The 13,708-nt window shown below is 62.8% G+C and carries 12 protein-coding genes; 1 reads left to right on the top strand and 11 read right to left on the bottom strand.

Going from position 1 to position 13,708, the window contains the following annotated elements:
- Positions 1–141: 141 nt before the first annotated feature.
- The 9 genes from KIT79_07840 to KIT79_07800 all read right to left on the bottom strand — a co-directional run bounded on the left by KIT79_07840 (position 142) and on the right by KIT79_07800 (position 11,089).
- Entirely contained in the window at positions 142–2,244 is a 2,103-nt protein-coding gene (locus KIT79_07840; protein ID MCW5829213.1) for a response regulator, read from the bottom strand.
- A gap of 146 nt (positions 2,245–2,390) precedes the next feature.
- The gene (locus KIT79_07835) at positions 2,391–3,227 is read right to left on the bottom strand and encodes a formate/nitrite transporter family protein (GenBank protein MCW5829212.1); all 837 of its coding nucleotides are present in this window, start codon (positions 3,225–3,227) and stop codon (positions 2,391–2,393) included.
- Positions 3,228–4,076: an FAD/NAD(P)-binding protein gene (locus tag KIT79_07830; protein ID MCW5829211.1), complete on the bottom strand. Its 849-nt coding sequence runs from the start codon at positions 4,074–4,076 to the stop codon at positions 3,228–3,230.
- Positions 4,073–5,098 carry a 4Fe-4S dicluster domain-containing protein gene (locus tag KIT79_07825; protein MCW5829210.1) on the bottom strand — a complete coding sequence of 342 codons (1,026 nt, stop codon included), beginning with the start codon at positions 5,096–5,098 and terminating at the stop codon, positions 4,073–4,075. The genes KIT79_07830 and KIT79_07825 overlap by 4 nt, the downstream gene beginning before the upstream one ends.
- The gene (fdhF, locus tag KIT79_07820; GenBank protein ID MCW5829209.1) at positions 5,095–7,182 is read right to left on the bottom strand and encodes a formate dehydrogenase subunit alpha; all 2,088 of its coding nucleotides are present in this window, start codon (positions 7,180–7,182) and stop codon (positions 5,095–5,097) included. The genes KIT79_07825 and fdhF overlap by 4 nt, the downstream gene beginning before the upstream one ends.
- Positions 7,183–7,355: 173 nt before the next feature.
- Entirely contained in the window at positions 7,356–8,528 is a 1,173-nt protein-coding gene (locus KIT79_07815; GenBank protein ID MCW5829208.1) for an LLM class flavin-dependent oxidoreductase, read from the bottom strand.
- A 29-nt stretch (positions 8,529–8,557) separates the two neighbouring features.
- Positions 8,558–9,379 carry an SDR family NAD(P)-dependent oxidoreductase gene (locus tag KIT79_07810; GenBank protein MCW5829207.1) on the bottom strand — a complete coding sequence of 274 codons (822 nt, stop codon included), beginning with the start codon at positions 9,377–9,379 and terminating at the stop codon, positions 8,558–8,560.
- 33 nt (positions 9,380–9,412) lie between these two features.
- Positions 9,413–10,357: an alpha/beta hydrolase gene (locus KIT79_07805; GenBank protein ID MCW5829206.1), complete on the bottom strand. Its 945-nt coding sequence runs from the start codon at positions 10,355–10,357 to the stop codon at positions 9,413–9,415.
- A 36-nt stretch (positions 10,358–10,393) separates the two neighbouring features.
- Entirely contained in the window at positions 10,394–11,089 is a 696-nt protein-coding gene (locus KIT79_07800) for a TetR family transcriptional regulator (protein MCW5829205.1), read from the bottom strand.
- Between the two features lie 42 nt (positions 11,090–11,131).
- Here KIT79_07800 and KIT79_07795 point away from each other — a divergent pair, with 42 nt between their 5' ends.
- On the top strand, positions 11,132–11,941 hold the full coding sequence (locus tag KIT79_07795; protein MCW5829204.1) for a hypothetical protein: 810 nt from the start codon (positions 11,132–11,134) through the stop codon (positions 11,939–11,941).
- On the opposite strand, the gene KIT79_07790 is transcribed toward KIT79_07795, so the two are convergent.
- Both KIT79_07790 and KIT79_07785 read right to left on the bottom strand, forming a co-directional pair.
- Positions 11,938–12,597 (bottom strand): 2OG-Fe(II) oxygenase, encoded by a 660-nt coding sequence (locus KIT79_07790; protein MCW5829203.1) that lies wholly within the window; start codon positions 12,595–12,597, stop codon positions 11,938–11,940. The two genes, KIT79_07795 and KIT79_07790, sit on opposite strands and share 4 nt — an antisense overlap.
- Positions 12,594–13,694 (bottom strand): TIGR03032 family protein, encoded by a 1,101-nt coding sequence (locus KIT79_07785; GenBank protein MCW5829202.1) that lies wholly within the window; start codon positions 13,692–13,694, stop codon positions 12,594–12,596. Before KIT79_07785 ends, KIT79_07790 begins: the two co-directional genes overlap by 4 nt.
- Positions 13,695–13,708: the final 14 nt, after the last annotated feature.

Here is a 13,708-nt window from a genome sequence, read left to right as displayed (position 1 = left end):
TCCTCCTGAAAGACCCGAGATCACGCCGTGTGATCTCTGTCACGGGCAATCCAGCCCCGCTCCATACTTGCCTGATCGGGGCGGAAAAATGCAATTCATTTATGGCCAGAAAACCAGTTGAATGGGCATTGACCGTGTTTTTCAGCTTTTTACCAGAACCAGTTTCGGCTCGTCGAGGATGACCCGTATTTTCGAGGCCAGCGCCTCGGCGGCAAATGGCTTGTGCAGGAAGTGGACCCCCTCGTGCTGGACGCCGTGGTAAAGGACCACGTTGTCCGTATAGCCGGAAATATAGAGCACATGGGTCTGGGGGCGCATGGCCTTCAGCTTGATGACCAGTTCCGGCCCTGTGACCTTGGGCATCACCACGTCCGTGATAACGATATCAATCGGCCCGCTGAACCGTTTTGCCAGATAGAGCGCGTCCTCTCCATCGTCGGCCTCCAGCACCGTATATCCCAGGCTCTTCAGCAGGCGGGTGTTGGCGGTCCGGAGCTGCGCGTCGTCTTCCACCAGCAGGACTGTTTCCCGTCCGCGGGGAAGCCGGGCGGACTGGTCGTTCACCGGTCCCAGCGGTTCGGCGATGATTCCCTGGGCGGCGGGGAAATAGAGCTTGAATGTTGTGCCTGATCCGGCCTCCGAATAGACCTCGATGTGCCCGCCGTTCTGCTTGACGATACCGTGAACGCTGGAGAGTCCGAGCCCCGTGCCCTGTCCGATCCCCTTCGTGGTGAAAAACGGCTCGAAGATCCGGTCCCGGATTTCGGGGGGAATACCGGCGCCGGTATCGCTCACCGCCAGCATGACGCTCGGCTTTGATCGTCCACCGGTTTTCCGCTCTCCAGTCGCGCTGGCGTCGGGGATATGGCGGATGGCATTGGCAACCTCGACGACGATAACGCCGGAATCCGGTATGGCGTCCCTGGCATTCATGACCAGGTTCAGAAGGGCCTGCTCGATCTGACTGACGGCGGCCGTTACCGGAGCCAGTCCCACGCCAATGGAGATCCGCAGGGTGATCCGTTCACTGACCGCACGTTCCAGAAGCGGCTGCATCCTGCGGACGATCTCGCCCAGGTCTATATTCTGGACCTGAACGACCTCCTTCCGCGCAAAAGCGAGCAACCGGTGAGTAACCTGGGCGCCCCGGTGGGCGGCTGCCAGGATTCCGTTCACGTCGGATATCCGGCTGTCGGAGGCCCCGGTCTCGATCCGGAGCAGTTCGGCGTGGCTGACGATCACATTCAGGATGTTGTTGAAATCGTGGGCGATTCCACCCACCAGTTGTCCCATCGCGTCCAGTCTCTGCACCTGGGCGATCTGGTCGGCCAGCTTGCGCTGGCCGGTAATATCATGAGTGAGGAGAATGACCCGGCCCGGCGATACGCCGTCCGATTCCAGTGGTGAAAGACGTCCTTCAAACCACTTGGCCTGGTGGTTCGTCCCGATCCGGAACTCCAGGCGGCTGGGTTCCCGGTGATCGACTGAACGGGCGATGGCTTCGAGCAGCGGTCCGGCCTGCGCTGGGCCCAGCAGTCCGGTCAGGTTGCGGCCGGTCGGATCACCCTTGAAGCCAGCCGCCTGGAGCATGGAGGTTTCGCCGGAACCGAACGTGTTGAGGAAGTGGCCATCCCTGGAGATCACGAAGGCCTGTCCCGGCAGGGCGTTAGCGAGTCCACCCAGTGTCAGTTCGGCCCGCTTTCGCTTGAAAAACTGCCCGGCGAAGAACAGTGCAAATGAGGCCGACAGCAGTGTCATGATCAGGGTCGCAACACCAAGAACGAACACGCTTCGCTGCCGGAACTGCTTCAGTTCCATGGCACTGGCGCCAATGAGAACGGTCCCGATCCGGCCGGCTGACACGACCCCTTCTATCGGGATCTCCTCAACGATCAGGTTGGACCCGGATGCCCTGCCGGTCCTCACCGGAACGCTGTCGGCGGGAAGGGGAGGGTAGGTAGCAACAGGGTTCCCCCTGGTGTCCAGTATCTGCACCAGGGCGATTTCAGGGTTGTCCCTGATCGCATCCAGCACCGCCTGTACTGTCTCGATGTCTTCGAACTCGATTCCTGCGCGCACGTTGAATGCAAGCATCCGGCCGACGGTAATCGCCCGCTGGCGGAGCTGCCGTGTGGTTTCCTGCTCCAGAAAGGAATAGGCCGACCATGCCGATCCCCCTGCCACCATCAGCGACAGCAGGATAATGGCCGCCACGGCGGTCCCCTTGATTGCCCCTCCGAACATCGCACCTATTTTACCAAAAACCCGGGGAGCTCTCACCGGATATCTGCAAGATATGGAAATTACGGGAACCGGAATGTGATTTCTGAACCGGCAATGTCGTTGGGGGATGCCCTGAGCAGCCCTGTAGCTGCGGGGGAAACCAGCCGTCAGGCGGGTTTTCGCAGATATATGAACCAGTACACCCCGCCGACCAGGAGCGCGCCGCCCAGGATATTCCCCGCGGTGACGGGGACCAGATTGCTCAGGAATCCGGACCAGTTGACGGCTTCCAGTTGTATCCCGGCCTGGGCCGATGCGGCGGCGAGGGCCGGTCTGGATGCGAGGAATATCCCGAGCGGAATGAAGTACATGTTGGCGATGCTGTGCTCAAAGCCGAGCGCGACGAAGGCGGTGATCGGAAACAGGATGGAAAGGATCTTGTCCGTCGTGGTCCGCGCACTGAAGCATAACCAGACGGCGAGACACACCAGCGCGTTGCAGAACACACCGGCCACAAAGGCCTGCATGAATGGAAGGGAGGCTTTCGTCTGGGCGATCTTCAGCGCGGCAAGCCCCACCGGATCGGCGGGAGGCAGCCATGACCGGGCCCAGGTCATCGCCAGGGCCGTCGCCAGGGCTCCGGCGAGGTTGCCGGCATAGACGATCCCCCAGTTCCGGAGCAGCTTGCCGGTGGAGACCTTTCCGCTCACCCATGCCATGACGATCAGGTTGTTTCCGGTAAACAGCTCCGCGCCCGCGACAACCACGAGGATAAGTCCCAGGCAGAAGGTGAGGCCGCCGAGCAGCCGGGTAATGCCGAATCCCGCGTCGATTCCGGCGATCGTGACGGTGGAAAAGGCAGCTCCCAGGCTGATGAATGCGCCGGCGAGCACGGCGAGCGCGAACAGGCTGGCCGCGTCGAGGTTCGCCTTCCCGACGCCCGCCTGCTCGACCCGGGCAGCCATCTGGGCGGGTGTGTATGCGTCGAGGCTGGGTCCGTCCATCTAGCAGTGCCTCACTTCTCGCACGTGGCCGGGCCATGAAGGCGCCCGTTGCCGGAGGGTGGAGATCTCATCCCACCGGTAGGTAGGCCCCTGACGGCAGGCGTAGGTATGCGCAATGTAGCAGTGTCCGCAGAGCCCCACTCCACAATGCATCCGCCTTTCCATTGAAAGCCAGATACGGTCAGCCGGAAGTCCGGAATCGACGAAATGGCGGGCCACTGCTTCCATCATCGCTTCCGGGCCGCAGGTCAGGACAATTTCCGGCGCGCCGCCCAGCCGTTCCGTTGCCGCTCCGAGGGCGGTCAGCGGGGTTCCGGTCCGCTGCACGCCCGGTGCGGTCTGGTCAAATGTCTCAAGGATGGGGAGCTTCGGCGCCCAGAGCGCCCGCTCCCTCGCCAGTACCTGCGCGGCAGGGTTTCTTGCACCGTATATGAGTGCCGTTGTGGTCCGGCCCTCGATCAGCCAGTCGATCACGGCGGCCAGCGGTGCAAGCCCGCATCCGCCGGAAATCACCATCACCCGCCGCCCCTGGAGTTCGTTGAGGGGCCATCCGTGCCCGAACGGGCCGCGGTAGCCGAGGATATCCCCCTGCTTCCGGTCGAAGAGGGCATGGGTCAGCTTCCCCGTCCGCCGGACCACCATGTCGAATCTGCCATGCGTATCGGGCAGCCTGACGTAGGTGAACGGTGCCTCGCCGGAACCCGGAACAGCCAGCATGAAAAACTGGCCGGGCTCGGCGGTTACAGCCGCTCCCTGATGGACCGGTTCCAGCGTGAAATGACGCGTATCTTCACCGTCGTCATAGACGCTCGCGATCCGGACAGGAGCCGGAGTCATAAGCCCCTTCATCGGGCGTTCTCCTGAACAATCCGCTTCATGATGGAATGGACCCCGATGACACCGAGGCAGGTCTGCTCGCATCGGCCGCAGCCGACGCAGCCATGGCGGCCGAACTCCGGCAGGTAGTCGTCTGAAAACTTGTGGTACCAGTACCGGAACACCCGTTGCCCGGCCGTGGGCTGGGGGTGATGCCCGCTGGCCTCCTTCTGGAAGCCTTCGTACAGACAGGAATCCCAGCATCGCTGTGTTTCCTGCCCACCGTCCGGTAGCGGGCGCTCGTAGGTCGCAAAGCAGGAGCAGGTGGGGCACAGGGACGTGCAACCGGAGCAGGCAAAACACTGGATACCCAGCTGGTCCCAGGTCTCCGGCCTGATCTTCCCCTCGTTCAGCAGCCGGACTCCCTGGGAGACATGGGACGCATCGGGAAAGGCGGCGATGACCGGCTGCTCGGCGGCCGATCGGTCCGCCACCGGGTCGCCCGTCGCCGGTATGAGACTCAGCCCTTCGAGGGCATTCTGTCCCGCTTCCGACTGGACGTAGATGAGCCACCGGCCAGAGGGCCCGGACTGGTGGAGCACCAGATCGGCGGTCTCTTCACGCACGAACGGTCCCGCATCGACAGTGGGGCAGAATCCCCGTTCGCAGGGCTTCAGGCAGTCGATCCCGACGAGCAGCATTGTCCGCCGCCGGGCCTGGTAGTGCGGGTCGTCGCGGAAAAACCGGTCCTGATAGGCGATGGCGGTGAGGTCACAGGCCCGGACTCCGAACAGCGCCTGCGGCCCTGTCTCCGGCAGGGTTTCCGTATATTCGCGCCCGTCAAAACGGTGCAGGGCTTCACGTTCAGCGAAGAAAAACTGCTTGGGAGAATACTGGGCAAGCGGCGTCGCCGGATCGAACCGGGCCTCGAAGCCCGTTCCCGCCTCCAGCCAGTGAACTGTGCCGGTCGAATCGGACCGAGGTTCATATACACGCCGCGACCTCGCGAGGTGGGCCCTCAGCAGCTCCGGCGCGGGGAGTTCAAACACGTTCACAGGGGGAGCGTCTCCGGTCCAACGGGATTGGAGGGAACATGACCGGCGGGAAGGACTTCCACGCGAACAGCACAAACCTTAAGCTCAGGCATCTTCGTCACCGGATCCTGCGCGGTATTGGTGACGAGGTTCGAGGGCGCTTCCCGGAAGTGATACGGCATGGTGAGGGTTCCAGGCGGCAGGTCGTCGGTCAGGATGGCGCGGGTTTCGACCGCTCCGCGCCGGGAAACGATCCTCACCGGACTCCGGTCCCTGAGCCCCAGCTGCCCGGCGTCCGCGGGATTCATGAACACCAGGCCATCCGGGATTTCCCGCTCCAGCAGCGGCGACTTGCGGGTCATCGAGCCGCATCCGTAGTGGAAGTGGAGCCGGTTCGTTGTGAACCAGAACGGATAGTTCTCATCGGGCAGTTCCGCAGGTCCTGCATGCGAGATCGGAATCAGCCGGCCGCGTCCGACTGGAAATGACTTTTCGTGCAGCACGGACATGCCGCCGGGATGTTCTGCGTTGCATGGCCACTGGATGCCGTCGCCCGCGCTGACCTTCGCAAAGCTCATGCCCGAGTGGATGGGACTCAATGCGGCCATTTCATCGAAGATATTGGTGGCGCTCTCCCAGTCGAGTCCGCTTTTCCCCATCCGGCGCGCCAGTTCACCCAGCATCCGCCAGTCGGGACGGGCCTCGCCCGGCGGCGGAATGGCCGCCCGGACCCGCTGGACACGCCGTTCGCAGCTGGTGAAGGTTCCGTCCTTTTCGGCGAAGGACGCCGCTGGAAAGATGACGTCCGCCTCCTTGGCCGTCTCGGTGAGCGTGAGCTCCGACACCACCAGCAGGTCCAGGGCCCGGAGCGCCCGCCGCACATGATTCTGGTCGGGATCGGTAACGACCGGATCTTCACCCATGATGATGAGACACTTGAATGATCCCGACAGTGCGGCCGAAGTCATGCCGAGCGAGGTCATGCCCGGAGTCTTTGGCACGGGCCCATTCCATGCCTTCTCGAACTTTGCCTGCATGGCCGGATCAAGGACGTCCTGGTAGCCCGGATACACATTGGGCAGGGCACCCATGTCGCAGGCCCCCTGCACGTTGTTCTGTCCGCGGAGGGGATTGATCCCTGCCCCGGGCCGTCCGATCTGGCCGGTCGCCAGCACGAGGTTCGACAGGGCGATGACGTTGCTGGTGCCGGTGGCGTGCTGGGTGATCCCCATGCCGTAGCAGAGCCATGCCGCCTTTGACTGGCTGTACAGGCGGGCGGCCTCAACGATATCGGTTTCGGGAACGCCTGTGATGCTGGCGACGCGGTCAGGGGGGTACTCTTCCACTTTCTTCCGGAGCCCGGCTGTATCCTCGCACCGGCTGGAGATGAAATCCCGGTTCTCCCACCCGTTCCGGAAGATCACATGCAAAAGGCCGTTGGCAAGAGCGATATTCGTTCCAAGCCGGGGTTGGAGATGCAGGTCAGCCAGATGCGCCAGGCGTATCCTGCGCGGATCCACGACGAGCAGCTTCGCTCCAGCCAGTTTCGCGCGGATTATCTGCCCGCCGATGATGCTGTGGTTTTCGGTCGTGTCGCTGCCCCAGACGACAATCAGGTCAGCCTCATGAAGGTCGGTGATGGAGTTGGTCATGGCGCCGGAACCGAGCGTTTGCCTCAGTCCTGCCACCGACGGGCTGTGGCAGATGCGGGCACAGTGATCGACGTTGTTCGTTCCGAGAACAAGGCGGGCGAACTTCTGGGCGGCGTAGTTGTCCTCGTTGGTGGCACGGGCGCAGCTCACCACTCCAGTCGAATCCGGACCGCTTGTCCGGATGGCTTCCTGCAGGGCGTCGGCGACATATCCGGCTGCCTCGTCCCAGCTTGCCCGGCGAAACCTGCCCTGTTCCTTGATCAGGGGCGTGGTGATGCGGTCTTCGGCACCGATACCAAAGGCGGAACTCCAGCCCTTGGTGCACAGTTCCCCGCGGCTCACGGGGTGTGTGGCCAGCGGCTCGACGCCGGTGACCCGTGAGCCTTCCACGCGGAGTCCCATCCCGCAGCCGACGCCGCAATAGGGACAGACGGTCCGGACGATCTGGCTGATGTGGCTCAAGGCGTAGGGCGGCTCCCCTCAACCGGCCGGAAAAATCCCAAAACCGGGATTCTGGTAGCCGTAAAGCCGCAGTCTATTGTAGTGGACCCTGCCGGACCATGATGATGGTCATAGGGCCAGGCCGGTCAACCGGTTGTTGCAAACGGGGGCGGATGGCCGGCAGGCTATCCCGCCTTCTTCTCGGCGGCCTTCTTTTCCTCGTAATGCTTTTTGATCTCGGCGGCGATGGCACCGGTCGCCTTGCCGATCAGTTCCGGCCGGTTCTGCCGGGCCGATTCCATGGAGACCTCGCGGGCCGTGTTTGTTCCCTGGAAATGCGGAAATACATACCGGGCGATGAGTTCGTAGCTCTTCTTTGTCTGCTCGAAGTCCGCCCAGTTGACCGCCATCTGGAGCATTCCGCCGAAGCCCCCTGACTCCTTCTGGAGCCGTTCGATCTGCTGGATGCAGTCATCCGGGCTGCCGATGACGGCCATGCCGGTCTTGATGAGCGAATCGACCGCCTTGTCAGGGTCGCCGCCGGGGACGAGGGGCAGGGCGCCCACTTCAGTGAAGTAGGTCAGCCATTTTCCCAGGCCGAACTTTACGTTATCGCGGGCCTTTTCCCGGGTTTCGGCCACATGCATCGGCCCCACGAGCCTCCAGGCGTTGCGGTCAACCGTCTGGCCGTATTCGGCGGCCTTTTCCTCGGCGATTTTCCAGTTGCTCGCCAGCGCATTGAAACCGCCCTGTGTCGTAGCCCCGATGGAGAGCAGCGCCAGGCCGTACTTGCCGGCCGCCCGTGCGCCAGCCGGGGAGACCATCGAGGCCACGGCGATCTCGATCCCGTCGCGGGAAAAGGGCTTCAGCTGGAGCCGCGCATTTTTCAGCTCGAACCAGCTGGTCTTGCAGGTGACGGTTTCTCCGCGGAGCAGCGGTACCAGCACTGATATCGCCTCGTCCATCATGTCGCGCTGCTGGGCAGGTTCGATACCCATCATGGTGGCGTCCGAAGGGAGGGAGCCGGGGCCCACGCCGAACATCACCCGTCCGCGGGTCAGGTGGTCGAGGAGCATGATCCGGTCGGCCAGCATGAGGGGGTGGTGGTAGGGGAGCGACGAGACGCCGGTCCCGAGGCGAATGTGCCGGGTGCGTTCGGCCGCCGTGGCGATGAACACCTCGGGACTCGCGATGATCTCGTACCCGGCCGAGTGGTGCTCGCCGATCCAGGCCTCGTCGTAGCCCAGGGTGTCCAGCCACTGGACGAGCTGAAGATCACGCTCCAGCGCGAGCGTGGGGTTTTCATCCACCGGATGAAACGGGGCAAGAAAGATTCCGAACTTCATTCGTCCTGACATGGTGATTTCCTCCGGTGCTGAAAACTGGATTACTGGCCCGTGATCTGTCCCGACAGACGGCTCGAAAACCGGATCAACTGTTCCGGCGCGGCCCGCTGGATGGCGTCGAATACCTTGGCCTCGACTCCGACGATGGTCCGCGGCCGGTTGCTGCGGATTGCCTTTACGATGGCCTTGGCGACGGCCTCCGGCGGATGGCCGAACCGCTCAAAGGCTTTCGCCCCGCGGCTCTGGGCACCAGGATCCTTGGGGTTGATGAACTTCGTCGCCTTGGGAATGTTCGTGTTGATCATCCCGGGATGAACGCTGGTGACTCCGACACGGGTCTTCTTGAGTTCGCTGTAGAGCGCCTCCGACAGCCCGCGCACGGCGAACTTGGTCGCGCCATAGGATGACATTCCCGGTCCCGGCACCAGACCGGCAAGACTGGAAATGTTCACGATATGTCCTTCCTCTGCCTTGAGCAGGTGCGGCAGGAAGAACTTGCAGCCGTAGACGACCCCCCAGAAGTTGATCCCGACGATCTTTTCCCAGTCCTCGATTGACTGGTCCAGGAACGAACCGGCAATACCGATCCCGGCGTTGTTGACGATGATATTCACCTTGCCATGTGTCTTCAGCACCTCGGTGGGAAAGGCTTCCATCTCCTGCCGGCTGGAGACGTCAATCCGGTGCACACTCGCTTTCCGGCTGAGAGCTTCGATGAATTTGGCCGTTTCGGCGGCGGAGGCCTCATTGATATCCGAGACAGCCACGTCGCAGCCTTCCTTCGCCAGCGCGATGGCCGTCGCCCGGCCGATGCCTGAGCCTGCACCGGTGACGACGGCAATCCGGTTCTTGAAACTTTTCATCGGATCATCTCCTGGGGGCTGCCGGGCGGGAAGTCAGGAGGCCCGCTGCAGCCCAAGTTCATGCGCTTCGGGGATCTCGCTCCCGGCGAGCCATGCCTTCAGCATGGCGTTCACGGTCCCCGGCGCGTGCTGCTGGACGAGGTGGGATATGCCGGGAAGATAGCGGATCGAGAGGTTCCGGACGAATCGGTCCGTGCCGTAGGTCAGTTCCTTGCCAAGGGCGATATCCCCATCCCCCCAGAGCATCAGCGTGGGCGTTTCGATCACCGGGTAGCCATGCTTCCGCAGCTTGGGCGCATCTCCCTGCAGCATGGCCCGGTAGTAGTTCATCATCTTCGTCATCCGTCCGGGCAGGCAGGCGTTGTCACGGTAGGCCTGGATATCCTCGTCAGTGAGCAGCCGGGAATCAGGGATCTGCTTGCGGAATGCCGAGGCGAGCCACCTGGCATGACCCCAGGTGCTCAGTGCCTCGGGCAGCCGGGGAATCTGGAAAAGAAACATGTACCAGGACCGCCTTAGCTGGGCCCAGTTGAACGAACCATCGTTGAGCTTTCCCATGGCCCGTTCCATGACGCCCGGATGGGGGACGTTCATGATGACGAGCCGGTCCAGCGGACGGACCTTCCGGATGGCAAAGTTCCAGGCAATGTAGGCCCCCCAGTCGTGCCCCACGAGCGTGACACTTTCCGCTCCGGCAGCATCAATGAGCCCGGCGATGTCTTTCAGTATTTCCGAGATCCGGTAGTTCTTGACCCCATCGGGCGCATCGCTTCCGCCATAGCCGCGGAGATCGGGGGCCCAGACCCGGTAGCCGAGTCTGGCGAGCAGCGGGATCTGGAACCTCCATGAGTGGGAAAACTCCGGAAACCCGTGCAGCAGAAGCGCGAGTTTCTCTCCGCTTCCGGCCGTGGCGACACGAAACCTGAGTCCGTTCGCCTGTACGTATTCATAGTGGAACGGCTGGGTGGCGGGGACCATTTCCATATCGTCTTTTCCTTTTCCCCGCCTGCGCGTTCAGCCGGACTGCTCGACGGACAGGCCGCCATGAGCAAGCAGGACACGGACCAGTTCCGATATTCCGCTGCGGAGCCGTTCGATCTGCGGACCGGTGGGCATCTGGATACCTGCCGGCGAGAGGGCCGGAATGGCGGCCAGCTGGAAGATTGTCGCGCCCGAAACCACGCTGCAGAACGCGAGGGCCGCTGCCGGATCTGCCGGCCTTTTCACCTGGCGAACTCCCTCCATGTATCCCTTCTGGATCATCTGGAAGAACGGCATCACGCTTTTCAGAATCGCATCGCTGGGGCGGGGGCTGGCATCGGCGATCTCCCTGAGCAGGAGACGGGGCAGCGAGGGCCGGGCAGCCAGGTAGTCCACCCAGGCAAGAGAGATCGCCTCGATCCGGGCTGCCAGCGGGCCTTCTTCCCCGAATGCGGCCGAGACTTTTTCGTACAGGTCTCCAAACACTTCTTTCAGTACTTCGGCATAGAGGGCCTGCTTGTCGGGATAGTAATAAACGAGGGAGGCCCGCTTGATGCCGACTTTCTCGGCAATGTCCTCAAGGCGCGTCGCCGCAAAACCCTTGAGTGCGAAGATATCCTCAGCCGCTTCCAGAATGGCCGCGTGAGTTTTTTCGGCCCGTGTCCCCAGTGTCGCCCGTGCATTCACGTTGACAATCTGCCTGCGCGCAGGTAGGTTGTCAAGCGGCAACTTCAATAAGAGGTTGCCGGGGTTATGGGAGCGAGGTTTCTTATGGGCGCCAGAGAGACGGACCGCCTGCCTGCATTCAAATACCAGTGGGGACGGGCAGGGAAGGCTCTTCTGGAAGTAGTGAAAGACACGAGCCGCTCCGACAAGGTGGCGGAGATGGTTTTTTCGCTGGAAGGCGACGGCCTCGAACGGGCCTTCCAGCGGTTCCGCCGGACCGCCCGCGGGCAGAAGCTTCTCAGGGAAAAACCGTCGCTGCTGGAATATCTCACCGGGAACCGGACCCGCCTGCTCCGGCTGCCGAAGAACACGTTCGGCTACGCCTATGCACGTTACATGGAAGAGGAGCGGCTCGACGGTTACGGCCTCGCCGAAGCGACTTCGAGCTCCTACCGGGAGGACGATCCCCAGCTGAAGGTGGACGCCGACCGCCAGTGGTTCCGCGACCGGTTCCGGGACAACCACGACCTGTGGCACCCGCTCGCCGGTTATGGTGCCGACGAGCTGGGCGAGGCGGCGCTGCTGGCTTTTACTTACGGCCAGTCGCCGATCTTCGGCGTGGCGGTGCTGGCGGGTGTTGCTTTCGGTTTTGCTCCGCTCGCCCTGCCAAATGACAGATGGGGTTTCCAGCCCTACATGCTGGCGGCGTGGGAGCGCGGCCGGCGGGCCAAGTGGCTGCTGGCGGAGCCGCTGGAGGAGATGCTGGAGCTCCCGCTCGACGACGTGCGCCGCAGGCTACATATCGAGCCGCCGTCAAAGGCCCACCGGGGCGGCCTCTATGCGTGGAGCCGTCACTGGCCGGAAGTGAAACGGTCTCCGGACATGATGTTTCTGATGGACAGGCGGGACACCTAGGTATTTCCCGGCGGCGGCCGGAACTTCGCACCCGCCGGCTGGTCCATCACCCGTTCAACCATTGCGTAGGTTCCCGCCGTGTACTTGACGCCTGACCGGGGCGGCGCGCCCCGGTGGACATGGGTCCAGTAGGGCGGAAAGACCAGGATGGAGCCCTCTTCGGGCTGAACCTTTATCCCCTGATAAGAGAACTCCGTTTCGCCGCCTTCGGCGACATCGTTCAGGTAGGTCAGGATGGTCAGAAAGCGGGTCGCCTGGAACGTTTGCCGGGCGTCGATATGCCAGGTGAACTCCTGCTCCGGCTGCACCTCTTCGATGCGGGGGTGCGAAAAGAGAAATCTCCCCGCCACCATGATTTTCAGTCCCGGATCGTGGCGGGCAAAATCGAACGTCACCTGCCTCCATATGCCGAAAAGGAGTTTCCGTGCCTCCTCGTATTCCGGTTTGGGTTTCAGGTTGACGACTTTTCCCTGCCGGGTCACTTCGGGGCTGCCATTGTGGACGTGGCTCAGCACCTTGTCCGGCGAATCACGGAACACGCGAATAATCTCGCGGCAGGCATCGGTCGGAAAAACCTTCCGGTACAGGCGGATCTGGCTGGACTGTTCCGTCTTGCCGGAGGAAAGAATCGAGGATTCAAGGGACGGTTCGCTCATGCCGGCTTTTTAGCAGCCGGGTCGGCCATCGTCAGCATCCGGCGTACCTCGTCTCCCAGGAATCCGACCGCCATCGGACGGTGGACGCCGGGCAGGATAGCCGTATCGTAAAGCTCCTCCACGGCGCCCTCCACCTGGAACCAGTCGGTGATGTCGCCACTCTTGAGGTCAATGATGAAAATGCCGCTCCGGGAGGAAAGCTTCTTTTCGGCCAGCTTCTCGTCGAGCTGGAGGCCGCCGAAGCTCTTGGTGTTGCGCGTCCGTATGCGGGAAAGGCCGGTTACGGCGAACTGGCCGATGAAATCGAGCCCCCGCAGGTAGCCGGGGCAGAAGGCCACGGGCTCGAACTTGCCGGTCTTCAGGTCCGCGAAGCCGAACTCGCCCGTGCCCGAGTTGTGAAGCCACAGTCTCCCGTCGTGCCAGCGCGGGGAGTGCGGCATGCTGAGGCCGCGGCAGACGATTTCATTCGTGTCGATGTCAATGACAATGCCGCCCGAACGGCGGTGCTCACGCCAGCCATCAGGGCCGTCGGACTCGGCCACGGCGGTCATGTATTTGGGCAAGCCATCCTTCATGGCGAGGCCGTTCAGGTGGCAGCGGTCCTCGGCGGCCAGCTTGCTGATGAACGGTGGTTTCCAGAGGGGCACGAAGCTGTGCGCGCCGCTGACCGTTGCCAGGCAGCAGAACAGCGTGTTCACGAACAGCAGCCGCCCGTTTTTGTCCACGGCCATGTCGTGAACATCCAGATCCCCCGTTACCCAGCTCATCTGCGGCTTGTAGAGCCGGTCGTAGCCGTCGTGGAGCTGCCCCGGAGGCAGCACGTTCTCGAACCGCCAGATCTGCCAGAGCGAACTGATATAGAGGCTGTTCTGGTGGAAGGTCATGCCCAGGCAGCGGGGGATCGTACGCTCGAAGAGTGACAGGCGGCCGTCGGGATTGAGACCGATGAAAAACACCTTGCCGGCCTGATAGGTGGTGAACGACAGGCTCGCGCCCATCCGGTGAAGCCAGGCCGGAAACCCCCGCGAGGCGGAGACGTCGAACTTTTGTGGATGTACATCAGGTTGCGCGGCTGCGTTATTGATTCCGGCCGTCATGGCCGCGCCGGGCC

This window comes from Deltaproteobacteria bacterium (assembly GCA_026129095.1).
Taxonomy (GTDB): Bacteria; JAGRBM01; JAGRBM01; order JAGRBM01; family JAHCIT01; genus JAHCIT01.
This window is presented reverse-complemented; position numbering and strand designations above follow the sequence as displayed.